This window comes from Clostridium sp. YIM B02506 (assembly GCF_022324845.1).
GTDB lineage: Bacteria > Bacillota > Clostridia > Clostridiales > Clostridiaceae > Clostridium_T > Clostridium_T intestinale.
The window spans coordinates 278308-302394 of sequence record NZ_JAKGTG010000002.1; the positions used below are offsets into that span (position 1 = coordinate 278308).

Sequence of the window (24087 nt, forward strand, 5' to 3'; positions counted from 1 at the left end):
ATTCATCACCTGGCCTATATTGAGTTGAATTTTTTCTTTAAAATAATTCTTGTACCCTTACCTTTTTCACTTTCAACTTGAAGAGAGTCCATAAAACTTTCCATAACGGTAAAACCCATACCGCTTCTTTCTAAATCTGGTCTAGAAGTATATAAAGGTTCCATAGCTTGATCAACATCCTCAATTCCTAAACCCTCATCAGCTATTACTATAGTTACTTCAGTTTTCTCTATAGACGCTTCAATTTTAACCATTTTATCTTCTCTGTTCTCATATCCATGTATAATAGAATTTGTAACTGCCTCAGATACCGCAGTTTTTACATCAGTAAGTTCCTCTACAGTTGGATCTAACTGAGAAATAAAGGCTGCCACAGCTACTCTAGCAAAACCCTCATTTTGTGATTTACTTAAAAATTCTAATTTAATCTTATTATCAACCATACCTCTATCCCCCTATTAATGGCAGTTTATAGCTTCCTCTATACTATCATACGCCTTAACAATTTTAAATAAGCCTGAAAGTTCAAATACTCTTTTAACACTTCCTTTTGGTTCCGCTATAACTACCTTTCCATCTTTAGTTATAAGCTTTTTATACCTTCCAATAACCACACCTATTCCAGAGCTGTCCATAAATGTCACACCTGAAAAATTTAATATTAGCTTTCTAACATTATCTCTATCAAGTCTGTCATCAATTTTCACACGCACTTCCTCAGCGCTATGATGATCTAATTCCCCGTTTAATGTTACTATTAATTTATCTTCATCCCTGTTAAATTTTAAGTACATAATCATTACTCTAAAGCAATTACCTTAGAGTATTTCACCTCCTCTACTCTAGCAGCAGGAATATTTCCTTCTTTTTCCATAATATTACCATAAATTTACTTGAGTAGTCAAAGGTTTTACATAAATTTATTATTTTTTTTACTCTTTTATAAAAATAGAGGGCTTTACGCCCTCTAAATCATTACTTTCCATACTTATTCAGTTCCTGTTTCATAAATGCTAATAACTCTTCTAAGGTTTCGCCTTCTTCTTGAATGAGTATTTTCATAGCATCTGTTAAATCATCCATTGTATAAATTTTAAAATCTCCTCGAGTTACAGCTTCCTCAACTTTAGGACTTAAGACTAATTCGTCTTTATTTGCAGCTGGTATAACAACCCCCTTACCTTTTACAGTATCTAGAATTTCACATACCTTAAAAAAACCTTCTATCTTTTCATTTACACCACCAATAGGCTGAATCTCTCCAAATTGATTTATAGAGCCTGTAACGGCTATAGATTGTTTTATTCCTCTTTTGCTTAGAGATGATATTATAGCTATTATCTCAGCTACTGATGCTGAATCTCCCTCAACCATTCCATAAGTTTGCTCAAAGCTCAAATGAAAATTTACAGGTATTCTTTCATAAGGTGAAAAAAATTTATTTAAAACTGCCTTTAGTATTCCTAAAGATTTACCATGAATTTTACCACTTAAATTACTTTCTCGTTGAGCATCAATGATTCTGCCTTCTCCTTTTGTACATACACAAGTAATTCTCATGGGTTTTCCAAAACTCAAATATCCTAAATCTATTACTGCAAGCCCATTAATTGAACCTACAATCTTATCTTTTACGTTTATTATCATCTTTTTACTTTTATACATCTTAAAAATCTCTTCTTCTATATGCTCTTCATTATAATAAGCTTTTATTATATGTTTAGCATTAATCTCCCCATCTAAAGCTGCTGAATTATTTGCCAAAAACAAAAGTTTTTCTATTTCTAACTCATCTACCAAGACTTCTGATTTCGAAGATGCTTTTCTAGCTAAAAATTTAAAAATCTCCTTTATACCATCTTCAGTTATCTTAAGCAGTTTGTTGTTATCTACTATTTTAAATATTAAATTCACCACTTGAGCTATTACATCATTATCAACATCTATTGTTGATTTCATATGAGCTCTTATAGGAAATATATTTTTGAAATCTTCATCATTTGAGTATAATAAATCATAGATTTCAAAATCTCCTATTAATATCACCTTTAAATTCATATTTATTGGTAGCGGCTTTAATCCATTTAATGAAAGAAATTCAAAGTATCCTCTGTTATAATCATAGGATACCTTTTTATTTAGAAGTGCTTTTTTAAGATAAAAATAACTACCTGGACTATTAATTAATGAACTCATCCTTATTATAAGGCAACCTTCATTTGCTCTTAAAATAGAACCTGAAGTTATTAATGATACATCGGTAGAATATACACCATTATGGTTTTCATACTCTATATTTCCTAGAAGATTATTTACGGTTGGATCTTCTTCAAATATTACTTGTGGATATTCATTTTCGCTGTTATCAACTATAACATTTACTTGAAACTTATTAAGAATTTCTCCTATCTTTCCCTCATCATCTTCTAAGTTAATTGTATAGCTATTTATTATAGATTCTTCTACATGTTTATAAATAAACTCTAAATACTCTAAGGCAGCTTCATCTTCTTTAAATATATTACAATACCTTTCTCTGTTATTTTTCATAACATCTTCTAGATATTTTTCTAAAATATCTCTGATCTTTTCTATAGAATCTAGTTCTAGCTCTTTAAGTTCTTCTAGAATTTCTTCTGCCCCAGTCTTGAGTTTACTTGCTCTTGTAATAATATTATCTTTATCATTTTGTATAAGATTGTCATAGTCCTTCTCACTCATGGCCTCCCCCTCTTTAAGTGGGATAAACACAAATCCTTGAGTGGTTGCCTTTAAATCAAAACCTTCCTCCTTAGCCATATCTACTAAAGTTCCAATATGCTCGCTTCTTTTTTTGTATACCTCATCTAATATATCCTCTTTATCTTTATTATTAGATGAGTTATAAAAATCAATTATAGAATCATAATATAATTCTTTTATCTCTTCAACTACCTTTTTCATTTTTAATCCATTGCCATTACTTAAAAATAAACCTGTTGGATATCTAGGATCTTCATAAATCACGTAACAAATATCCTTAGGTTTTTCTCTTTTCTTTAGAATATCTTTAATAAAGTTTGTTATATCATCTATTTTATCTTTTGAAAAAGTATCTACAACATAAACATTATATCCTTCCTTATTAATTCCAAAGGCTAACTGAATTTTTTTATAAACATCTGAGTATTGTTGTACATTATTCCTATTATTAAAGGGAAAGGCTTGATTTAAATCAATATTGTAAATTACTTCTTTTGGAGTTAACTCTCTTTTCATAAAATTTACCACTCTTCTTAAGGTAGAGTAGTTTCCTCCTTATTTAATTGTTTAATATATAAATATTCTTATTAGCCAATTTTAGGAATAGTTTTTTTCAATTAAAATAATAAAAAAGTACTCTAAAGATGCATATTCTTTAAGAGTACTTCTTTTATTTTAGTAATTGCTTTTTGATGTTCTTCCTTCAACTATATCAATTGATGATGAGGCCCCTATTCTTGTAGCACCATTTTTTATAACAGCTTCTGCATCATCTATATTTCTAACTCCACCTGATGCTTTAACTCCCATCTCTGGTCCTACTGTTTCTCTCATAAGCTTTATATCAGCAGGTATTGCTCCACCTGTAGAAAATCCTGTAGAAGTTTTTACAAAATCTGCTCCAGCTTCTTTTGCAAGTTCACAAGCTTTTACTTTCTCTTCATCTGTAAGTAAGCAAGTTTCTATTATAACTTTTGTAAGCGCTTTACCTTTAGCTGCATTTACAACTGCTTTTATATCTTCTCTAACGTAGTCATAGTCCTTATCTTTTAGCTTTCCTATGTTTATAACCATATCCACTTCATGAGCACCATTTGCTATTGCGTCTTCTGTTTCAAATGCTTTAACCTTTGAAGTATTTGCACCTAAAGGGAATCCTATAACTGTACATACCTTAACTTCGCTTCCTTCTAATAGCTTTGAAGCCAACTTAACATTACAAGGATTAATACATACAGAGGCAAATTTATACTCTAAAGCTTCCTTGCAAACTTTCTCTACAGCTTTTTCTGAAGTTTCAGCCTTTAATACAGTGTGGTCAATAAATTTTGATAATTCATTATTATTCATATATACATTCCTCCTGAGTAAACTTTTTCAAAAGAATTGGTTTACTAATTTCTCTCTACATTAAGTGATTATAAATTATATATTAATTTATGTCTATTCTTTTACTAGAATAATCTTAATTGCTGTATTTTATTTTCTTTTAAAGAAGATATAGATAATCCTATTAGTCTAAGTTCTTCTTCAATTAATTCATCAGTTAATATGTCTATTGCATTTTTAAATATCTCATCATATTTATCTACATAGTTCATTAAGGTTTTACTTTTAGTATGAGATTTAAAATCCCAGGTTTTATATTTTATAGTTAAGGTTCTTCCTGATAGATTTCTATCTATTAAAATATCTGAAATTTCTTTAGAAAATCTATCTATATACTCTAAAAGTTCTTCTCTATCATTTGTATTTTTTCTTAAAGTTGTTTCTTTTCCTATAGATTTTCTATCATGATTTATCTTAACTTCTCTGTTATCTATTCCTCTTATTCTGTTATATATATCATCTCCATACTTACCAAAATAATAAGTGAAAAGCTCATTGGGTAAAGCATATAAATCCTTTACCCTGAATATTCCTATGTTATTTAATTTTTTTACAGACTTCTCCCCTAATCCATGAATTTTGGAAACTGATAGTGGAAAAAGTATTTCTGGAACCATATCTTCAGTTATTTCCTTTATTCCATCTGGTTTGTTCCATTCGGAAGCTATTTTAGCTAAAAACTTATTGTAAGAAATTCCTGCAGAAATAGTAATTCCAAGTTCTCTTCTAATAGCTTTTTTAATATATAAAGCAGCTTCCATAGCAGTTAATTTACTGTTTGTAACGTCTAAGTACGCCTCATCTATAGATACTGGTTCAATTATAGACGTAATCTCTTCTAAAATAGAGAAAACCCTTCTTGATATCTCCTTATACCTTCCATATCTAACTGGCAGATATACCCCATGAGGACACTTCTCCTTTGCCATAAATAAAGGCATGGCTGAATGAACTCCAAAGGCTCTAGCTTCATAAGAACAAGTAGCTACCACTCCTCTTTCACTTGTTCCTCCAACTATTACTGGTTTCCCTTTAAGTTTTGGGTTATCCATAACTTCTACAGAGGCAAAAAACGCATCCATATCCACATGAATAATCTTTTTATTCATATTTATCCCTCATTACACTAGATCACTTAATATTGATGTTTCCTGAGTTTTAGTAAAGTTTAATACGCATAAAGATATGAGCATTTCTAGATCTTCATTTGATATATCCTTGTTGTTTTGTAATATTAAAACCATGGCTAAAAATCTTCTAAAGCTTCCATCCATAAATAACTGAAGCTCCACATGCTCTTCAAGTTTTCCCTCCCATATATCTAACATCTTAACTGTATTTTCAGTTTTATTAAAAAATATAGGATATAAAATAGCATATTGTGCTTCAATCTTTTCCTTCATCATATTATCATTAAGGTTTATTCCATTATTAAAAATTATAGAAGAAATCACCATATCCTGAGTGATGTCATTACTCTTAACTTCAACAAATTTGTACACACTAAAATAGTCATCATACTTACTTGTAAGAATTTCTCCACTTATATTTTTGTATACAACAAGCGCTATCATTGGATAATCTTCTTCACAAGTTATCTTATCACTTTTACCATGTATAACATCATACATATCTATAAATCTTTGAATAACATTGCTATCCTTACTCTTATGTAAAATATAACTTGCTAAAGCCAAATAAGAACTTTCTCTAAAACCCTTAGATACTAACTCCTGCTCTATCTCTATAATCTTCTCCATTTTTTCATCTAAGTCCTCTTCAAAAGAAAGAATTATTGATATTGTATAAAGTCCTGTCCCTCTAAAAGATGAATGCCAAGCTGTTCTATCTGAAAAAAATCTTCTTATATATTTTATTTTATCATAATTAATTATATTTTTATTAACAGTAGAAAGTATTGAAGCAAAATAATTTAAATATTCTCCATCAAATCTTAACTTGTTTTTAATATTGTTATATGTATTTATAATATTCTCAATCGTACTCATCTTATCCCATCCCAGTTAATCATATTATTTTAAAGGTTATCTTATACCTCATATTATGCCATAATTCCTACTTTTGGTCAATGAATAAACTATTAACTTCTAGTGTGAACTTAATGGGATAATATAAACACTGACATTTTAACAAAATTCAGTGAATTATTATTAGGTTGAATTATCAAAACTTTAGGAGTATACTGCTGTATATACACTAACAAAATATTTATTTAGGAGTTTAACTTATGAATCTAGTAGATGAAATTAAAAATCTTAAAAAAGAAAAAAATGCTTTGATTTTAGCCCATTATTATCAAAGAGATGAAGTTCAAGATATAGCTGATTATGTTGGCGATTCATATTATTTAAGTAAGATAGCTATGAATAGTCCTGAGCAAGCTATAATTTTTTGTGGCGTAAAATTTATGGCTGAAAGCGCTAAAATTTTATCTCCAAATAAAAAAGTATATTTACCAAACTCAGATGCCGGCTGTCCTATGGCTGACATGGCAGATGTTCAAAGCTTATCTAAACTAAAAGAGAAACATCCTAATGCTTTAGTTGTAAGCTACATCAATTCAAATACAGATGTTAAGGCCTTGTGTGATGTTTGTGTTACTTCATCTTCTGCTCTAAACATCATGAAAAACATACCTAATGAAAAAATTATTTTTCTACCTGACAAAAATCTTGGAGAATATATAGCGGAACAGTTTCCAAATAAAAAGTTTTATCTTTGGGATGGTTATTGCATTACTCATAAGAAAGTAAAAAAAGAAACTGTACAAGCCTTGAAAGATTTACGTCCTCTTGCAGAAGTATTAGTTCATCCTGAGTGTGAAAAAGAAATAAGGGATATGGCAAACTTTTTAGGAAGTACAGGTGAAATTATAGATTATTCGGTAAGCTCCCCTAAAGATGAATTTATAGTGTTAACTGAATCTGGAGTTCTTCATGAAATGAAAAAAAGAAGTCCTCACAAAAAGTTCTATGTTCCTGGAACTACTATGACTTGTATTAATATGAAGAAAACCACATTAGAAGACATCTATATTACATTAAAAGAAGAAACCAATGAAATAATTTTAGATGAAGATGTCAGAATGAGAGCTTATAAAGCACTAGAAAACATGCACATATTGTCTTAAGTTCCTTACACCTATTGTCTTAAATTAAATACACAAATTATCTAAAAGAAGGGATTAATATGGAGTTATTCACTGATGTTTTAATAGTTGGTAGCGGAATTTCGGGACTTTACCTAACCTTAAATCTAAGAAAAGATTTAAATATAACTATTGTATCAAAAGAAAGTATAGCAGATACAAACAGTTTTTTAGCTCAAGGAGGAATTTCCACTACCTTATCTAAAGAAGATATTCCTTTATTTATTGAGGATACCCTAAAAGCTGGACAATATAAAAACAATAAAGAAGCCGTGAAGGTTTTAGCAGAAGAATCCATGGAAAACATTCTTAATCTAAAATCCTTAGGAGTTCCTTTTGACTTTAAGGAAGATTCCTCTTTTGAATTCACAAAGGAAGGTGCTCATAGTGTTAATAGAATAGTACATGTAAAAGATACTACAGGTAAATCAGTTCAAGAAACTTTAATCCATAAGGTGAAATCCTTAGATAATGTAACTATTTTAGAAAAAACTACTCTTATAGATTTAATGGAAAAGGAAGAAACTTGTGTAGGTGGTATTTTTCTAAAGGATAATTCTCAATTGTTTATTCATTCAAAAATTGTGATTTTAGCTACTGGTGGTATAGGTGGCCTATTTGTAAATTCTACAAATCAACGTGCATTAACTGGAGATTCTATAAGTATTGCTTTAAAACACAACATAAAACTTAAAGATCTAGAATATATCCAGATTCACCCCACAGCTTTATATGAGATGAATGCCTCTAAAAGAAGATTTTTAATCTCTGAATCTGTGCGCGGAGAAGGAGGAATCTTACTAAACTCTAAAAGAGAACGATTTGTAAATGAACTTTTGCCTAGAGATGTGGTATCAAAAGCTATATATGAGGAAATGAAGAAAACAAATAGTTCTCATGTGTATTTGGATATATCTTTTTTAAACAGCAATTACTTAATAAATAGATTCCCAGCTATCTATGAAAATTGCTTAAATAAGGGAATAGATATTACTAAAGAATCAATACCAGTATCTCCAGCACAGCATTACTTTATGGGAGGAATAAAGGTTGATTTAAATTCCTATACTTCTCTTAGAAACTTATATGCTGTAGGAGAAACCAGTTGTACTGGAGTTCATGGTGCAAACAGACTTGCTTCTAACTCTATTCTTGAAGCACTTGTGTTTTCTAGAAGAGCTGCTAACTCAATTAATCTTTCAATAAATAGCATGTCTCTTATAAATTTCAATCCACCTAAAATAAAAGGTACCCCTATGGAAATATTGTCAAGAAATCGAATAAGTACAATTGAGGAATTTAAAAGAAAGGCAGGAAATATAAATGTTGAATTTGCTTATACTGGATAAAATAATTAGAGATGCTTTAATAGAAGATATTCCAAATGGAGATATTTCTACAGAAGCTATTATACCCCTTGAATCAAAAAGCAAAGTTGATTTGATTGCAAAAGAAGATGGAGTCTTAGCTGGACTTGAGGTTTTTAAAAGAGTATTTGAACTTCTTTCTTTAAACTCTGAATTTTCGGTTAAAGTTGATTTATATAAAAAAGATGGAGATAAGGTCTATAATAAAGAAAAAATAGGTGAACTTACTGGAAGTACACGAATTATCTTATCTGGTGAAAGAGTTGCCTTAAATTTTTTAGGAAGAATGAGTGGTATATCAACTTATACAAATAAAGTTGTATCCATTATAAAAGATTCAAAAACAAAGATATTAGATACAAGAAAAACCACTCCTAATCTAAGGTCCTTAGAAAAATATTCTGTGAAAATTGGCGGTGGACAAAATCATAGATTCAATTTATCTGATGGAATACTTTTAAAAGACAATCATGTTGCTTTTGCAGGGGGAGTTAAATCTGCCATAACTAAAGCTCGTGAAAATTCTTCTTTTGTTAGAAAAGTTGAAGTTGAGGTTGAAACCTTAGATATGGTAAAAGAGGCCTTAGAGTCAAGAGCAGATATTATAATGCTAGATAATATGTCCCTTGATAACATAAAAGAAGCCTTGAGCTTAATTAAGGACAAGGCTCTAGTTGAATGTTCCGGGAATATCACTTTAGACAATATTTCTAGATATGCTTCTTTGGGGGTTGATTTTATATCTTTAGGTGCACTTACTCACTCTTCTCCATGTTTAGATATAAGTATGAAGAATCTTGTTCCACTTAGTTAGCTTAAAGATAAAAATATCTATAACTTTTCAAATATGGATTTTATCCTAATGCACGATGCTGTTTCATAACCATGTCTTAAAATCAACTTAAATTCTTCAGAAGTTGGAGCTATTAGAGTTGTAGGATAATTCATTGCAAGTATTACTCTCTCATGAGATAGAGATGTTTCACCAAGTTTTATTATGATTTTGTGGGGAATAGGTAACTTCTTTAGAACATCCAAAACAAAAGTACCTGTTTTTAAATAAGCGCCTTTCCCCTTATTTATCACATCTCTAAATAAGCTTCTAACTACTAATTCATTTAATTTTTTAACACTGATATCCCAAATACGTTGAAGATTTTCTAATCTGTTCTCCCTAGAGTATTCTTGTTCATAAATTGGAGAAGATGCATCACTTACAACTAAAAAATCAATTCCTTTTTTAAGTCCAAATCCTGGTCTATATAATACTTCAAGACCAAGGTTATCATAAACACCCCCATCCCACAAATTACAAAAATCCCGTGGATCAGTTAAAGGGGTATTTCCTGACTCATCTTTATACCACTTATATAAACTCATATCTAATCTATATGTTCCTATGATCTCTGGAAAGGCGGCTGAAGCAGCAACAGCATTTGAAATTGGAAAATCTGGATTCATTGTATAGCCCAATAAAGGATCTCCCATACGTCTTTTGCTAAACCTGAAATTTTTTGTAGTTTCAAAAGTAGCACAATTAATTTCCCAATTAATTGAAGAAGGGATAGTCTGCAAATCTCCATGTACTCCCCACTCTTCTTCTAATGCCTTAGCCAATAGCATCACTGTATCATACTCAGGATACTTCTCCTTAAGCCTCATCATTCCACTAGTAATATCATTATTAAGAACTATACCTTTACATTCAGGCAAAACCTTTTCTAAATATTCCTTGCTGGTTGGCCACTTATAATCATTTATAGACAATATAAGCCCTATGCAAATGCTTCCACCAGATACTGTGGATATTGTCTTAACATTTTCAAGATCACCATTTTCAGCTAAAAACTTCAAAATACCCAAATGAAAAATTAAAGCACGAATACCTCCTCCGGAAAGAGCTAATCCAATTCTTGTTTCTTTATTAAACACTTTTTTCTCCAATTAAATAAATTTATTATCATATATAATATGCTATCTTTATTTTTCTGTCTTATAAATATATAATTTGTTTAGAACTTTTCTAAAAACTTCTCTAAAGCTACAGCTAACACTTTTCCATGATCTCCTGCCATATTATCATTTTTTATCTGTGTATATTTCTTTTTTGCTATATATTTACCTTTAGATTGACTAACTCTAATTTGTGGATTTAATTCTAAGTCATCACTTTTAAGTTTTATATCTAATATATATTCTTCTGAATTCTCTATGCTTATTTTTTCATAACCTACAGAAAACCACTTTGCATCCCCAGCATCATCCCCTGCTACAGCTTTCTTTTTTTCCTCAATTACAGCAAAATAAACTACAGTAATTATCCTGTCTCTCTTATCTCTATCTACATCCCCAAAAGTATGTAATTGTTCAAACTCTATTCCTTCCAGATTTGTTTCTTCTTTTAACTCTCTAAGGGCTGCAACTTCAAGATTCTCATCCATCTCTATAAATCCACCTGGAAATGCCCACTTATTTATATCTGGATGATTTCCTCGTTTAATTAATAAAACCTCTATATTATTTTCTTTTACATAAAATATTACGTTATCCGTAGTTACTGATGGCTTTTTATACTTTGAACTATCATATTCTTTTAAAAACTCTTCTTCCGTTTGCCCTAAGCTATTCCTTGCTCCCATTTAATCACCTGTTTCTAAATTATTTTAATATTATTTTACTACAGTAAAGAAATTTTATGAAGCCTTAAGTGAAGCTTCCACATAATAGTAGTATAAGTCTTAAATTCAAACTTAACAAATAATAACTATTGACTGATATCAATTCTCATTTTATAATTGCTTTATATTAACTTTAATTTATGGAGGATTTATAAATGGCACTACATTTTTGTGAAAACAATGAATATACAGATGCAGCAATAGAGGTATTAAAAAAGGATATACCTGAAAGCGAGATTAATGTTGAAGGTTGCCTTGGAAGATGTGGAGAATGTTTCTGTAGCGGAATAGCGATTGTAAATGGTAATGATGCTACTGGAGATTCTTTAGAGGAGCTTCTAGAAGATATTAGAAAAAACTTAAACTAATTAAAAATCACCTGCTTTTGGGTGATTTTTTTAATTAAATCAATCCTAATAAAAATTTTATTTGAATAGATATGTTATTATGTTATAATTAATTTGTATTTTTACGTTTAATCAATATATGTCATAATATTATAAATACAAAGGAGTTATAATTATGGGTTTTAAAGAAAAGATTTCAAAATATTATACTGATTCTTACATAAAGAAATATGGCGATAGAATGACGCAATTTCAAGGTAGCGTTTTATCATCTAAGATAGAAACAAAAACTATTCTTTGGATTTTTCACAAGATCACTGCAACTTTAATAGTTAAACCTGATGCAGGTAAAATGGTTATTAAATGCGTTTACAAGAAAAATTCTTGGTTTAAGAAACCTTCTTTTATTCAAGTTAATCAAGGACATAAAGTCATTGTTATGGGTCTTAAAGGTGATAAAGAGAAGAATGAACACATCTCTATCATGAATGTATTAAATCTGACTAATAAAACAGATTTAGTTCCAATAGACCATTCTCAATTAAAGAAAATGAAGCAACCTACTCCTAAGAGTAGAGGATAAAATTTAAGAAGCTATCTCAAATATTTTGAGATAGCTTCTTTTTTAATTTAGCTTCTTTGTTCAATCATAGCCTTAACCTTCATAAGTCTAGTTAAAGCTCCTCTTTCATTTTCATCAAGCTTCATTCTAATATACTTTATAGTCTCTTGAAGTTGAGGAATTGTCATATATTCTAATGCATTAACTCTTCTTCTAGTTTTCTCAATTTCATCAGCCATGAGTTGACAACTCTTTTCAACTTCAGCTAACTCTAGAAGTTTTGGTAGTATTTCATACAATCCTTTTATAGAGTCATCTAACTCTGAGGAAGTGTTTGCAAACCCATAAGGGTATATACTTCCTGTATCACCCTCAAGTTTTCTTTTAAACGTCATAAGTGGTACATTAACACTCATTATGTTTTTGTTTCCTACTTCCACAGATATACTTTCTTTTGGATAGACAATAGCTTCTTCTAAAAACTCAGAACTCATCAATGCTCTTGCCATAACAAAGTCTTTCAATGAACCATGAAGTTTATCTTCTACATCTTTTCTTAAGTCATTGTTATACTTTACAAGACTTATAAACTGCCTCATTAATTCATCTTGTTTATCTTTTAAGAGCTTATGACCTCTAACAGCAGTGGTTAATCTCTTCTTAAGTTTTGTTAACTCCATTCTTGTAGGATTAACATTTAACTTTGCCATATGCTATACTTCCTCTCCAGCTGACATATACTTTTCAAGGAATTCATCTCTGATTCTCTTAAGTTCTGTTTTTGGTAGTATTTTTAGAAGCTTCCATCCTAAATTTAGTGTTTCTTCTATGGATCTATTAGTAGTGAAACCTTGATTAACATACTGTTTTTCAAAAGCTTCGGCAAACTCAGCATATTTTTTGTCTGCATCTGATAGAGCTGATTCTCCTAATATAGCTGCTAATTCTTTTGCCTGTTTTCCCTGAGCATATGCAGAGAATAATTGGTTCATAGTATCAGCATGATCTTCTCTTGTTTTACCTTTACCAATACCCTTATCTTTAAGTCTTGATAGAGATGGCAGTACATCTATTGGAGGAGTGATACCTTTTTTGTATAACTCTCTAGATAATATTATCTGCCCTTCTGTTATATATCCAGTTAAGTCAGGAATAGGATGAGTTTTATCCTCTTCTGGCATAGTTAATATAGGAATTTGTGTTATTGAACCTTCTTTTCCTTTTAGTCTTCCTGCTCTTTCATATAAAGTTGAAAGGTCAGTATACAAGTAACCTGGATATCCTCTTCTTCCTGGAACTTCTTTTCTAGCTGCAGAAACTTCTCTTAAAGCTTCACAATAGTTAGTTATATCTGTCATTATAACAAGTACATGCATTCCTTTCTCATAAGCTAAAAACTCTGCTGTAGTTAAAGCCATTCTAGGTGTTGCAATTCTTTCTATTGCAGGGTCTGATGCAAGATTCATAAATAGAACTGATCTATCTATTGCTCCTGTTTTAGTAAACTCCTCTACGAAGAATTCAGCTTCTTCGAAAGTTATTCCTATAGCTGCAAATACAACTGCAAACTTTGAATCAGAATTTAAAACTTTTGCCTGTCTTGCTATTTGAGCTGCAAGTTCAGCATGAGGAAGTCCTGATGCAGAGAATACTGGAAGCTTTTGTCCTCTAACTAACGTATTTAATCCATCTATAGCGGATATACCAGTTTGAATAAACTCTGATGGGTAGTTTCTTGCTACTGGATTTATAGCCTCACCATTAATATCATTTCTTTTTTCAGGAAGTATTTTAGGGCCATTATCTTTAGCTCTTCCCATTCCATCAAATACTCTTCCTAACATATCCTCAGATACTCCAAGTTCAAGAGGTCTACCTAAAAATTTAGCTTTAGTTCCTTTTAAGTTTATCCCTGAAGATCCTTCAAAAAGCTGTACCATAGCTTTTTCTCCATTAACTTCAAGAACCTTTCCTCTTCTCTTTTCACCTGTTTGCATCTCTATTTCAACTAGTTCATCATACTTGACTCCACTTACACCATCAACAACCATAAGTGGTCCTACTACTTCTCTAACTGTTCTATATTCTTTAAGCATTTAGAACCCCTCCTTCGTTGATTAAATCAGTTACTGCTTTATTTAACTCGTTAGAAATATCATCTATTTTTGCTATTTCTTCTTCTGCTATATACTTACTTCTTGCTATTTTGTCTCTTACTTCTAGAGCAAGTATTTTATCTAAATAAACTCCAACTTCTAAAGCTCTATTTGCTTCATCATAAAACTTAAGTATAAGTTTTAACATCTTATATTGCTTATCTAATGAAGCATAAGTATCTACTTCATGGAAAGCATTTTGTTGCAAGTAATCTTCTCTAATAGACTTTGCAACTTCAAGTTTTAATCTATCTTTCTCTGAAAGAGCATCTATTCCTATAAGTCTTACTATTTCATCTAAACTTGCTTCTTCTTGTAGAAGTGCCATGGCATCAGTTCTAAGTGTTGACCAATCTGGTGCAACATTATCATTCATCCATACTCCCATCTTTTCTAGATATAAGGAATACGAACTTAGCCAGTTAACTGATGGGAAATGTCTTCTATATGCAAGTTGTGCATCTAGTCCCCAGAATACTTTAACTATTCTTAAAGTAGATTGTGTAACTGGTTCAGATATATCTCCGCCTGGAGGGGAAACTGCTCCTATTGCTGTAATAGCACCTTGTCTTCCCTCATTACCTAGACATACAACCTTACCTGCTCTTTCATAGTAATCAGCAAGTCTCGATCCTAAGTAAGCTGGATAACCTTCATCACCAGGCATTTCTTCAAGTCTACCTGACATTTCTCTTAAAGCCTCTGCCCATCTTGATGTAGAATCAGCCATTATAGCTACAGAATATCCCATGTCTCTAAAATATTCAGCTATAGTTATTCCTGTATATATAGAAGCTTCTCTAGCTGCAACAGGCATATTTGAAGTATTAGCTATAAGTACAGTTCTCTTCATTAAGCTTTCTCCAGTTCTTGGATCTTTAAGCTCTGGGAACTCGTTAAGAACATCTGTCATTTCATTACCACGTTCTCCACATCCAACATAAACAACAATTTCAGTATCTCCCCACTTTGCTATTTGATGTTGAACTACAGTTTTACCTGCTCCGAATGGTCCTGGAACGGCTGCTGCTCCACCTTTAGCTACAGGGAAAAATGTATCTACAACACGTTGTCCTGTAACCATTGGTTCAACTGGATTTAGCTTTCTCTCATAAGGTCTTCCTTTTCTTACTGGCCATTTTTGTAACATTGAAACTTCTTTATCACCTTTTTCAGTTTCAAGAACACAAACAACATCAGTAATAGTGAACTCTCCTTCTTTTATTTCTTTAACTTTACCTTTTAGTCCATATGGAACCATTATTTTATGAAGTACTACAGGAGATTCTTGAACTGTTCCTATAACATCTCCAGCATGAACTTCATCTCCTACGCTTACTGTAGGATTAAAGCCCCAAACTTTTTCTCTATTTAAACTTGGTATTGAAACACCTTTAACCAAAAATGATGAGTTCGCAGCTTCCATGAATGCATCAAGAGGTCTTTGTATTCCATCGAACATTGACTCTATTAATCCTGGTGCAAGTTCAACTGAAAGAGGTTCTCCGGTAGTTACTACTGGATCTCCTGGCCCTATTCCTGACGTTTCTTCATATACCTGTATAGATGCCTTATCTCCTCTCATTTCAATGATTTCTCCGATAAGGCCTTTTGCTCCAACTTTACATACATCATATACATTAGCTTCATCCATTCCTTCAGCAACTACTAAAGGACCTGAAACTTTTATAATACTTCCAGTTTTCACCTTCTAAAACCTACCTTCCTATAAAATATTAACGCCAACTGCTTTTTCTACGTTGTCACTTATTCTTTGAATTCCTATATTTAATGATCCTTGATTACTTGGAATTAATATTACAGCAGGTAGAAGCATTCTGTTATATCTTTCAATAGTTTCTTGAATATCCTTTGCAACCTGCTCCGTTACAAATATAACTGCGTAATCAGTCATAGCTAACCTATCGATAGTTTTTCTAGCTTCTTCTTTTTCAACAACAGGAAAAACTTCAATTCCTAATGCCTTGAATGCTAAAACTGAATCTTTATCTCCAACTACTCCTATCTTCTTATACATAACTATCACGCAGCCTTTCTCTTATTACTTCACTAGCAATATTATTAAGCTTGCCAACCATAATAATTCTAAGCAACTTTATTTCTGTTTCTTTAGCATAAACATACGCTAAAATAGGTTCTACTCCAAAACTTACATATTTAGCATTTTTCATAAGCTTCATAATATAGTCTTCACTTAATTTTTCAAAAAGTGCAGAAGAACCATTTTTAACATAGGCTTCAATTCCAATCTTTAAAATCTCACTATAATCTGTGTAGGAAAGTTTTGAGCTTATATTTTCAGCAGAATCATTTAATAAAGCAAATAATTTATCTTTATCAATAGTTCCCCCTAAAATTAATACTTCACTAAAGAATTCTCTTCCCTTACCTTGTTTTTTTACTCTAAGCAAAGTCTTTAAGTTAGTTGTATCAATTAGCGTAGTTATATATTTGTGTAAAAACTTATCTTCTATTTCTTTATCTAAAATAAGAAGTTCTTCAAACATACCTTTATCTAATATAATATCTATTCTCTGAGGATCTTTTGTATTTTCGTAATCTTTAAAAACCTCTTCTATATATTTTCTCATTACAGAATTTAAGTCTCTATAATAATCATTATCTATAGCATTTTTAAGTTTAGAAATATCAACTTTTCCTACTGAAACTAACATATTTGAAAAATCTTTATTTAATATCTTTTCTTTAATAAGCACCTTAATGTTATGGTAATCATATTTTATACTCATAACATCTACTACAGATTTTATAGGAGATATTTCATATAGAAGTTTATAAACTCTCTTTAACTCTGAGCTTAATATTTCTTCATAATCTTCTATTCTTTTGACATTTCCCATAACGTTAGAGTACTCAGTTTCACCAAGTATTTTTAAAGCTTCTTCCCCTGAACTTGAATCTACAATTCTTTCAAGTTTAGTTTTATCAAGAAGTTTAGTCTCTAACACCCTAATTCTAGGTATAACTTGGGTAAATACCATTGAATCCATACGCTAAACCTCCTTAATTAAATAATGCTTTAGATACTTCATACTCTAGTTCATCTTTCATAGAGTCCATTAGAGATTCAAATGTGTTGTTTATTTCAACTCCATTTTTCTCTACAATAAATCCACCTTTAAAGTTTCCATTTTCTTCTCTAACCTTTAACTCTCCTTTTTTATTTCTAGCAAGGAAAATAAAGTTTAAATCTTCTACAAACTTATCATCAATTTTTGATTTTCCATCTTCATTGAGAATTATTGTTTCATCACCATCTATGTCTAAATCTAAAATTGTATGTTTTATGAAGTTTTTTAATTTGCTAGAATTCATTGAACAAAGTTCTTCTAATGCCTTATCAAAAACTTCACTAATAAGCTTTTGTTTTATTTCAAGTTTTTCATTTCTTACCTTTAAAGTTGTGCTAGATATAATTCTTTCTTTTTTAATTTTAGCCTCTTCTTCTGCTTTTAAAAGAATTAATTTTTTTTCATCGTCAGCTTCCTTTATCTTTGAAGAAAGAATTTTTTCTTTTTCACTTTCTGCATAAGCAGCTATTTCTTTTTCTTTATGCTTTGCTTCTTCCAGAATCTTTTCTGTAAGATTTTTAATATTAGACATTTACCATCACTCCAAACTATTTTATGAATAGTACCATGAATAATGAAGCAACGAATCCTAAAACTGCATATGTTTCAACCATAACAGCATATATAACACCCTTCATTACATCATTTGGTCTCTTTGCTAATATTTGAACACCAGCTGCTGCAACTTTACCTTGAGCTATAGCTGATTGCCATCCTGCTAATGCTACTGGAAGACAAGCCATTAAGTATTTTAATCCTAATTCAAAAGTTGGTGCATCTCCACCAAATATTCCTATTTTAGTGAATAATAGAAGTGCTATAACGAATCCGTATAACCCTTGAGTACCAGGTAATGCAACTAATATAAATGTACTACCAAACTTTTCTGGTTCTTCAGTCATTAACCCTGAAGCAGCCTCTCCAGCTATACCTATACCTTTAGCTGATCCTATACCTGCTAAGCCTACTGCTAAAGCAGCCCCTAATAATGCAAAAACTAATCCACCTTTATCAACAAAAAATTCTATCCAACTCATGTTTTAAATCCTCCTAATTATTTTGTTATTTTAATAAAAATATCACTTAATTTAAATGGAGTGAACTTTCGTCCTCCACCTTCATAAAATTTACCAAAGAACTCTAGGTACTGCAATCTCGCTGCATGTACATAGGAACCTAACGCATTTATCAATAAATTGAACAAATGTAATCCAATAAATAAAATTGGCGAAATAATATAACTAAATGGTGATGGAATTAAGTTTACTATAAGATTTAATGCATTTGCTATAAATCCTGTAGCAAGCCCTAAAGCTAGAAGTCTAGAATATGAAACAATATCACCTAAATATCCTGTTATTCCATATACTCCATAAACTCCTCCACCTATTTTACCACCTATACTTTCTGATGCTCTTCCTTGAGTTAACAATAAAGCTATTAATCCACCAAAAAGAAGAACCTTACCTAATACTCCTCCAATACCAAGAAGCATAAGCACAGCTCCAATTAGCGTTGAATACCAAGTTAAAACATCATATACCATATCCTTTATAGCACCTGCACGAATAAGTATATATGCTTTTATACCTAATCCTACAAATACATGCACAAACCCAAAAACTAAGGACATTATGAAAATCTCCATTATTCCAGTTGTTGGATTTAATAAATATGGAACATTTATTCCAAAATACTCTGGGAATAAATCCCCAAACCAAGATCCATATATTGCTCCCCAAATCACTGTAGAAATACCTGCAAAAAAAAGTAATTTGAAAAACTTTCTCTTTTCTGGGTCTTTAACCTTCCATAACGCATATGAAGTTGCACAAACCATAATTAATCCATATCCAGCATCTGAAAGCATCATCCCATAAAATATAAAGTAAAAGATTGATAATATTGGAGTTGGGTCAACTTCTGAATATTTAGGTAAACTATACATTTCAACTAAACCTTCAAAGTTTGATGAAAAAGAACCATTTTTAAGCCTAATAGGAACTTTTTCAATTTCCTTATCCTCAACTTCACTGAAAGTCATATAATAGTTATTATCTAATATATTTCCTACAGCTTTCTCTAATATTTCATTAGAGTCTTTTTTAATCCAACCTGATATAGCAATTATCTTACTAGTTTTTAAGAAATTATTAGATGCTAATTCTCTAACAATCAAACTATTAAAAAACTCATAAGCTATTTCTAATTCTTCTATTTTATCATTATAAGTTATTAATGATTCTTTAATACTTTTTTCCTCGTCTAAGAGGTTTTTATGGTTACTATTTAAACTGTTTATTTTTTCTGAAGCAGTTTCATCATAAATTACTGGGAAAGCTGAAAATCCTACTTGCTTTAACTCTTCTGAGATATTGTCTCTACTTTCAATATTAGTTATAACTAATATTGAAACATCCGAATTATTTTTACTTATTACTTCGTAATAAGTTGGATATTCTGACTTATTAAGTTTATCAATTAATTCCTCTTCATATTGTTTAGGAAATGACCCTAAAAAATATGCACTTTTTAAATTCTTTAGAAGTTTAAAAGGTGCATCAAAATTAATCCAAGCTTTTAATAAATCTATTTCAGACTCAATTTTAGTTAATTCATTATTAATTGAATTTAACCTTTCTTCTTTTCCCTTTATTTCATTATAAATTACCTTCCATGAGCTATTAGTCATATATTTATTAATTTCCTCATAAGACATCTGCTTTTTATCTGAAAGCATCTCTCCAAGTTCAGATTTTTTTGAAATATATGGCTTAAGGAATTCCATGGTGAATTTAATCTTTGATAAATCTTCTTCAAACTTTGCATAACTAGAATCTAATGAAACTTTATCTAACCCAACAAAATCTTCTTGATCTTCAAGTACGTCTTGTGATTGAAGGTTTATAAATTGAACCTCCTCAAGTTTCTGAAGTTCTTCTAACAGTTTTTTTCTATCAGATTCAAAGGCTAGCAAAGTAAATTTATTCATTTTAACTATTGCCATGAATATTCACTATCCTCTCAATTACTAAATTTATAACTTTCCCTTTTTCCTCTTCAGAAATACTTAAAATTTCATCGATTTCTTTTTTACCTTGCTCTAAAATAGGCGTAGCTCTTTTATTTGCCTCATTTGTAGCAGTTTCAATTAATTTACCTGCTTCACCCTTAGCTAAATTTATGATTTCATTATACTTATCTTTAGCCTCTTTTTGAGCATTTAAAATAATATCCTTTTTTCTAACTTCTGCATCTTTAATAATTTTTTCTGCTTTTTCTTCAGCTTCCTTAATTTCTTTTAATGCTTCTAATGCCACTTTATCACCACCTTTTAATGCATATCAAAGATATTTTTTAATGTTTTATATAGTATTCATTACTCTTTATTATGTAGTATAAAATGAATTTTGTCAATATTCTACATATTTATCGTTGTCAATGTTTACACATAAACATACTTTAGATTTCTCCTTTTTTCTAAGTTTTTATTCTATTTTTATTTTCGTAAAAAATTCAAGAAAATTTAATACTTTAAATAAAAAAGGCCTTATTATTCTAATTACTTAAAAATAATTAAAGAAATAATAAACGCCATTGTATCTTTTGTTTAAATATATGATGTTGCTACTTTGCCCAAAATCTAGGCATAAGTAATAAAATCATAGGGTATATTTCTAATCTTCCTACTATCATACAAAAAGAAAATATAAGTTTGCTAAATACAGTAAAACTCGAAAAGTTCCCCATAGGTCCAACTATTTCTAATCCCGGTCCAACATTTCCTAAAGTGGTTGCTACTGAGCTAATGGTAGTAACAATATCTTTTCCTTCAAAGGATACTATTAATACTGAAAAGCAGAAAATAATAACATACATAAAGAAAAACCCTAGAACTTCTGAAAGGGTCTGCTCATTTACAGCCTTTCCTTGAAGAGTAACTGTATATACTGCTTTAGGATGTATTATCTTTAAAAGATCTCTTTTAGCCGCCTTAAATAGAAGCAAAATCCTTATATTTTTTAACCCTCCAGCTGTTGAACCTGCACATCCTCCAACAAACATAAGTAACAGTAATATTAATTTACTAAGTGATGGCCAGGTATTAAAATCTACAGTTGCATAACCTGTTGTTGTTATAATTGATGCTACCTGAAAACTGGCATGTCTTAAGGACTCTTTAACCGAATTATATATATTACCATTAAGATTAAAGGTAATAAGTATTATAGACATAGTTACAATAAAGAGATATAGTTTAAACTCTCCATCCTTAAAAAAGCCTTTTATATTCCCCTTTAATAGTTGATAATGTAGGGCAAAATTAGCACCACATATAAGCATAAAAACAGTTATAATTATTTCGGCAGCTATATTGTTATAAGCTCCTACACTAATATTTCTGTTTGAAAACCCACCTGTACCTACTGTACCCAAAGTATGGATAATTGAGTCAAAAAGAGGTAATCCAGAAACCTTAAGTAGTATTAGCTGAACTAAAGTTATTATTAAATAAATACCATATAAAATTTTTGCTGTTTCTTTAACTTTTGGAACAAGTTTTCCTGGGTTAGGCCCTGGACTCTCAGCTTTCATTATTTGCATACTTCCAGCACCAGCAGATGGTAATATAGCCATAACTAAAACTAAGACTCCCATACCTCCAATCCAATGAGTGAAACTTCTCCAAAACAATATCCCTCTAGACAGGCTTTCAATTTCTCCAAGTATAGTTGCTCCAGTAGTTGTAAATCCTGAACTAGCTTCAAAAAAACTATCTACTAATGATGGAATTGCTCCACTAAAATAAAATGGTAAAGCTCCAAAAAATGAAAGCAATATCCATCCTATTGCTACTATTGCAAAGCCATCTCTAGAATATATATTTTTATTTTTAGCTTTTATTCTAATTAGAATAACCCCTAAAACTATTAATATGATTATTGTGTATAAAAATGACCAAAATTCATTTTCTTTATAATATATAGAAACTAATGCAGCTGGCACTATAGAAAGTGCTTCACATACTAATAATTTTCCCAAGTTTTTTAATACCATTGCGAAGTTCATTTTGATTTCCTCCAATTACAGCCGATTCTAGTTCTCTTAAAGTTGATATGTTTGCCTCCATTGTTATAACAATAATTCTATCTCCACTTCTAATAATATCATTTCCATGAGGCACAACCACTTCCTGTTTTCTTACAATAGTTGCAATAACTGTATTAGAAGAAATATTCAATTTTCTAATTTCTTTATTTATTAACTTACTAGAATTATCTACAACAAACTCTAATATTTCAACTTTTCCCTCAAGTATTCTACGTAAAGACTGTAAATCAGCACCTCTTGTAAACTTAAGAATTTTATTGGTGGTTATTCTTTTAGGAATAACAATACCATCCAATCCAACATCCCTAACAATGTTTATATAATTAGTTCTGCTTAGTTTAGTAATTATTTTTTTAACACCTGCTCTTTTTGCAATAAGAGAAGACATAAAATTTTCCTCATCTATACCAGTAACAGATAAAAATGCATCCATGTGTTCTATGTTTTCTGACATAAGCACCTCTTCATCTGTACCATCGCTATTAATAATAAGAGCATTAGGTAATTTTTCTGATAACTCTTCACATCTTGTTTTATCTATCTCTATAATCTTCATTTTTATATTCATGTCATTTAATAGCTTGTACAAATAATATGTAATTCTGCCTCCTCCAACTATCATCAAATTTTTGATTTTATCAGGATATCTTCCATATATTTTGCAGAACTTATATATGTTAGACATCTTGCCTACTACATATACTATATCATTTTCCTTTATTTCTTCATCTCCATCTGGAACTATTACTTCATTTCCTCTAACAATTATTCCTATTAGTACAGAAGAATTAGATTGTCTATCTATATCCTTAATTTTTTTGCCAATAATATCTATTCCACAAGTAATCTTAAGTTCAACCATTCTAACTCTTCCACTAGCAAATCTTTCTACATTAATTGCAGATGAAAAATTTATTGTACTTGCTATTTCCTCTGCTGCTGTATATTCTGGATTTATAATAAAGTCAAGACCTAACTCATCTTTTATAAGAGACAGTTCATCTGAATATTCTGGATTTCTTACACGAGCTACTGTTTGTTTCACACCAAGCTTTTTAGCTGTTAAACAACATACCATATTAACTTCGTCACTTCCTGTAACAGCTATAAGTAAGTCTGCACTAGCTACCCCAGCTTCTAACAAGATGCTTGTACTAACTCCATTTCCATTTATACTCAATACATCTAAGTTATCTTCAATTTTTTGAAGAGCTTGTACCCTTGTATCTATTATAGTCACGTCTTTATTTTCATTAGCTAAACATTCTGCCAATGTATATCCAACTTTTCCAGCACCAATTATAATAACCTTCATATATTCCTCCTACATAGGTCTATTAGTTATTTAAAACAATACTTTTCCCATCATCTGTTAATGTATTTCTGTTAAATTATACTTTTCTTAGTTTTACGTTCTTAAATAGTATATTACAACTCTTAGCTACATATAAT

Annotated in this window: 24 protein-coding genes; 5 read left to right on the top strand and 19 right to left on the bottom strand. The window is 30.4% G+C overall.

The window, feature by feature from the left end:
• Window positions 1-14: 14 nt before the first annotated feature.
• The 6 genes from spoIIAB to L1S49_RS03305 form a co-directional block, all read right to left on the bottom strand.
• On the bottom strand, window positions 15-443 hold the full coding sequence (gene spoIIAB, locus L1S49_RS03280; RefSeq protein WP_238902537.1) for an anti-sigma F factor: 429 nt from the start codon (window positions 441-443) through the stop codon (window positions 15-17).
• Between the two features lie 15 nt (window positions 444-458).
• Window positions 459-794 (bottom strand): anti-sigma F factor antagonist, encoded by a 336-nt coding sequence (spoIIAA, locus tag L1S49_RS03285; RefSeq protein WP_021800984.1) that lies wholly within the window; start codon window positions 792-794, stop codon window positions 459-461.
• 181 nt (window positions 795-975) lie between these two features.
• Window positions 976-3258, bottom strand: coding sequence for an AAA family ATPase (locus L1S49_RS03290; protein ID WP_238902538.1), 2283 nt, complete (start codon window positions 3256-3258; stop codon window positions 976-978).
• A gap of 159 nt (window positions 3259-3417) precedes the next feature.
• A complete protein-coding gene (deoC, locus tag L1S49_RS03295) occupies window positions 3418-4092 on the bottom strand; it encodes a deoxyribose-phosphate aldolase (RefSeq protein ID WP_238902539.1) in 675 nt (224 codons plus the stop codon).
• Between the two features lie 104 nt (window positions 4093-4196).
• The gene (locus L1S49_RS03300; RefSeq protein ID WP_238902540.1) at window positions 4197-5240 is read right to left on the bottom strand and encodes a DNA polymerase IV; all 1044 of its coding nucleotides are present in this window, start codon (window positions 5238-5240) and stop codon (window positions 4197-4199) included.
• Between the two features lie 12 nt (window positions 5241-5252).
• The gene (locus L1S49_RS03305) at window positions 5253-6140 is read right to left on the bottom strand and encodes a DUF4003 family protein (protein ID WP_238902541.1); all 888 of its coding nucleotides are present in this window, start codon (window positions 6138-6140) and stop codon (window positions 5253-5255) included.
• Window positions 6141-6379: 239 nt separating this feature from the next.
• On the opposite strand from L1S49_RS03305, the gene nadA reads away from it, so the two are divergent.
• From nadA to nadC, 3 genes are read left to right on the top strand one after another with little or no spacing between them, the layout of a single operon-like run.
• The gene (nadA, locus tag L1S49_RS03310) at window positions 6380-7282 is read left to right on the top strand and encodes a quinolinate synthase NadA (protein WP_238902542.1); all 903 of its coding nucleotides are present in this window, start codon (window positions 6380-6382) and stop codon (window positions 7280-7282) included.
• Between the two features lie 59 nt (window positions 7283-7341).
• Window positions 7342-8649: an L-aspartate oxidase gene (locus L1S49_RS03315; protein ID WP_238902543.1), complete on the top strand. Its 1308-nt coding sequence runs from the start codon at window positions 7342-7344 to the stop codon at window positions 8647-8649.
• The gene (nadC, locus tag L1S49_RS03320) at window positions 8627-9481 is read left to right on the top strand and encodes a carboxylating nicotinate-nucleotide diphosphorylase (RefSeq protein ID WP_343073968.1); all 855 of its coding nucleotides are present in this window, start codon (window positions 8627-8629) and stop codon (window positions 9479-9481) included. Before L1S49_RS03315 ends, nadC begins: the two co-directional genes overlap by 23 nt.
• A 17-nt stretch (window positions 9482-9498) precedes the next feature.
• Here nadC and L1S49_RS03325 read toward each other — a convergent pair whose 3' ends face one another.
• Together L1S49_RS03325 and L1S49_RS03330 are read right to left on the bottom strand one after the other, a co-directional pair.
• Window positions 9499-10599, bottom strand: coding sequence for a patatin-like phospholipase family protein (locus L1S49_RS03325; RefSeq protein WP_238902545.1), 1101 nt, complete (start codon window positions 10597-10599; stop codon window positions 9499-9501).
• Window positions 10600-10679: 80 nt separating this feature from the next.
• Window positions 10680-11306 carry an NUDIX hydrolase gene (locus L1S49_RS03330; RefSeq protein ID WP_238902546.1) on the bottom strand — a complete coding sequence of 209 codons (627 nt, stop codon included), beginning with the start codon at window positions 11304-11306 and terminating at the stop codon, window positions 10680-10682.
• A gap of 194 nt (window positions 11307-11500) precedes the next feature.
• On the opposite strand from L1S49_RS03330, the gene L1S49_RS03335 reads away from it, so the two are divergent.
• Both L1S49_RS03335 and L1S49_RS03340 read left to right on the top strand, forming a co-directional pair.
• A complete protein-coding gene (locus L1S49_RS03335) occupies window positions 11501-11713 on the top strand; it encodes a DUF1450 domain-containing protein (RefSeq protein WP_238902547.1) in 213 nt (70 codons plus the stop codon).
• A gap of 154 nt (window positions 11714-11867) precedes the next feature.
• Entirely contained in the window at window positions 11868-12275 is a 408-nt protein-coding gene (locus L1S49_RS03340) for a hypothetical protein (RefSeq protein WP_021800973.1), read from the top strand.
• A 47-nt stretch (window positions 12276-12322) separates the two neighbouring features.
• Here the strand turns inward: L1S49_RS03340 and L1S49_RS03345 are convergent, their stop codons facing one another.
• The 11 genes from L1S49_RS03345 to trkA all read right to left on the bottom strand — a co-directional run bounded on the left by L1S49_RS03345 (window position 12323) and on the right by trkA (window position 23950).
• The gene (locus tag L1S49_RS03345; RefSeq protein ID WP_021800972.1) at window positions 12323-12964 is read right to left on the bottom strand and encodes a V-type ATP synthase subunit D; all 642 of its coding nucleotides are present in this window, start codon (window positions 12962-12964) and stop codon (window positions 12323-12325) included.
• Between the two features lie 3 nt (window positions 12965-12967).
• The gene (locus L1S49_RS03350) at window positions 12968-14350 is read right to left on the bottom strand and encodes a V-type ATP synthase subunit B (RefSeq protein WP_238902548.1); all 1383 of its coding nucleotides are present in this window, start codon (window positions 14348-14350) and stop codon (window positions 12968-12970) included.
• Window positions 14343-16118 carry a V-type ATP synthase subunit A gene (locus L1S49_RS03355; protein ID WP_073018716.1) on the bottom strand — a complete coding sequence of 592 codons (1776 nt, stop codon included), beginning with the start codon at window positions 16116-16118 and terminating at the stop codon, window positions 14343-14345. Before L1S49_RS03355 ends, L1S49_RS03350 begins: the two co-directional genes overlap by 8 nt.
• Before the next feature lie 18 nt (window positions 16119-16136).
• A complete protein-coding gene (locus L1S49_RS03360) occupies window positions 16137-16448 on the bottom strand; it encodes a V-type ATP synthase subunit F (RefSeq protein ID WP_073018928.1) in 312 nt (103 codons plus the stop codon).
• Window positions 16441-17442: a V-type ATP synthase subunit C gene (locus tag L1S49_RS03365; protein ID WP_238902549.1), complete on the bottom strand. Its 1002-nt coding sequence runs from the start codon at window positions 17440-17442 to the stop codon at window positions 16441-16443. The genes L1S49_RS03360 and L1S49_RS03365 overlap by 8 nt, the downstream gene beginning before the upstream one ends.
• 13 nt (window positions 17443-17455) lie before the next feature.
• Entirely contained in the window at window positions 17456-18055 is a 600-nt protein-coding gene (locus L1S49_RS03370; protein WP_238902550.1) for a V-type ATP synthase subunit E, read from the bottom strand.
• Between the two features lie 16 nt (window positions 18056-18071).
• Entirely contained in the window at window positions 18072-18560 is a 489-nt protein-coding gene (locus L1S49_RS03375; RefSeq protein ID WP_238902551.1) for a V-type ATP synthase subunit K, read from the bottom strand.
• Window positions 18561-18577: 17 nt separating this feature from the next.
• Complete coding sequence (locus L1S49_RS03380) at window positions 18578-20530, bottom strand: V-type ATP synthase subunit I (protein ID WP_238902552.1); 1953 nt, start codon at window positions 20528-20530, stop codon at window positions 18578-18580.
• Window positions 20517-20843 (bottom strand): ATPase, encoded by a 327-nt coding sequence (locus L1S49_RS03385; protein ID WP_073018706.1) that lies wholly within the window; start codon window positions 20841-20843, stop codon window positions 20517-20519. Before L1S49_RS03385 ends, L1S49_RS03380 begins: the two co-directional genes overlap by 14 nt.
• A gap of 307 nt (window positions 20844-21150) precedes the next feature.
• Window positions 21151-22593 (bottom strand): TrkH family potassium uptake protein, encoded by a 1443-nt coding sequence (locus L1S49_RS03390; RefSeq protein WP_238902553.1) that lies wholly within the window; start codon window positions 22591-22593, stop codon window positions 21151-21153.
• Window positions 22544-23950, bottom strand: coding sequence for a Trk system potassium transporter TrkA (gene trkA, locus L1S49_RS03395; RefSeq protein ID WP_073018704.1), 1407 nt, complete (start codon window positions 23948-23950; stop codon window positions 22544-22546). The genes L1S49_RS03390 and trkA overlap by 50 nt, the downstream gene beginning before the upstream one ends.
• Window positions 23951-24087: the final 137 nt, after the last annotated feature.

Bases quoted from the DNA above. Each gene is read 5' to 3' on its own strand.
- spoIIAB (WP_238902537.1), bottom strand. From the start codon at position 443: ATGGTTGATAATAAGATTAAATTAGAATTTTTAAGTAAATCACAAAAT.
- spoIIAA (WP_021800984.1), bottom strand. From the start codon at position 794: ATGTACTTAAAATTTAACAGGGATGAAGATAAATTAATAGTAACATTA.
- L1S49_RS03290 (WP_238902538.1), bottom strand. From the start codon at position 3,258: ATGAAAAGAGAGTTAACTCCAAAAGAAGTAATTTACAATATTGATTTA.
- deoC (WP_238902539.1), bottom strand. From the start codon at position 4,092: ATGAATAATAATGAATTATCAAAATTTATTGACCACACTGTATTAAAG.
- L1S49_RS03300 (WP_238902540.1), bottom strand. From the start codon at position 5,240: ATGAATAAAAAGATTATTCATGTGGATATGGATGCGTTTTTTGCCTCT.
- L1S49_RS03305 (WP_238902541.1), bottom strand. From the start codon at position 6,140: ATGAGTACGATTGAGAATATTATAAATACATATAACAATATTAAAAAC.
- nadA (WP_238902542.1), top strand. From the start codon at position 6,380: ATGAATCTAGTAGATGAAATTAAAAATCTTAAAAAAGAAAAAAATGCT.
- L1S49_RS03315 (WP_238902543.1), top strand. From the start codon at position 7,342: ATGGAGTTATTCACTGATGTTTTAATAGTTGGTAGCGGAATTTCGGGA.
- L1S49_RS03330 (WP_238902546.1), bottom strand. From the start codon at position 11,306: ATGGGAGCAAGGAATAGCTTAGGGCAAACGGAAGAAGAGTTTTTAAAA.
- L1S49_RS03335 (WP_238902547.1), top strand. From the start codon at position 11,501: ATGGCACTACATTTTTGTGAAAACAATGAATATACAGATGCAGCAATA.
- L1S49_RS03340 (WP_021800973.1), top strand. From the start codon at position 11,868: ATGGGTTTTAAAGAAAAGATTTCAAAATATTATACTGATTCTTACATA.
- L1S49_RS03345 (WP_021800972.1), bottom strand. From the start codon at position 12,964: ATGGCAAAGTTAAATGTTAATCCTACAAGAATGGAGTTAACAAAACTT.
- L1S49_RS03350 (WP_238902548.1), bottom strand. From the start codon at position 14,350: ATGCTTAAAGAATATAGAACAGTTAGAGAAGTAGTAGGACCACTTATG.
- L1S49_RS03360 (WP_073018928.1), bottom strand. From the start codon at position 16,448: ATGTATAAGAAGATAGGAGTAGTTGGAGATAAAGATTCAGTTTTAGCA.
- L1S49_RS03365 (WP_238902549.1), bottom strand. From the start codon at position 17,442: ATGGATTCAATGGTATTTACCCAAGTTATACCTAGAATTAGGGTGTTA.
- L1S49_RS03370 (WP_238902550.1), bottom strand. From the start codon at position 18,055: ATGTCTAATATTAAAAATCTTACAGAAAAGATTCTGGAAGAAGCAAAG.
- L1S49_RS03375 (WP_238902551.1), bottom strand. From the start codon at position 18,560: ATGAGTTGGATAGAATTTTTTGTTGATAAAGGTGGATTAGTTTTTGCA.
- L1S49_RS03380 (WP_238902552.1), bottom strand. From the start codon at position 20,530: ATGGCAATAGTTAAAATGAATAAATTTACTTTGCTAGCCTTTGAATCT.
- L1S49_RS03390 (WP_238902553.1), bottom strand. From the start codon at position 22,593: ATGAACTTCGCAATGGTATTAAAAAACTTGGGAAAATTATTAGTATGT.
- trkA (WP_073018704.1), bottom strand. From the start codon at position 23,950: ATGAAGGTTATTATAATTGGTGCTGGAAAAGTTGGATATACATTGGCA.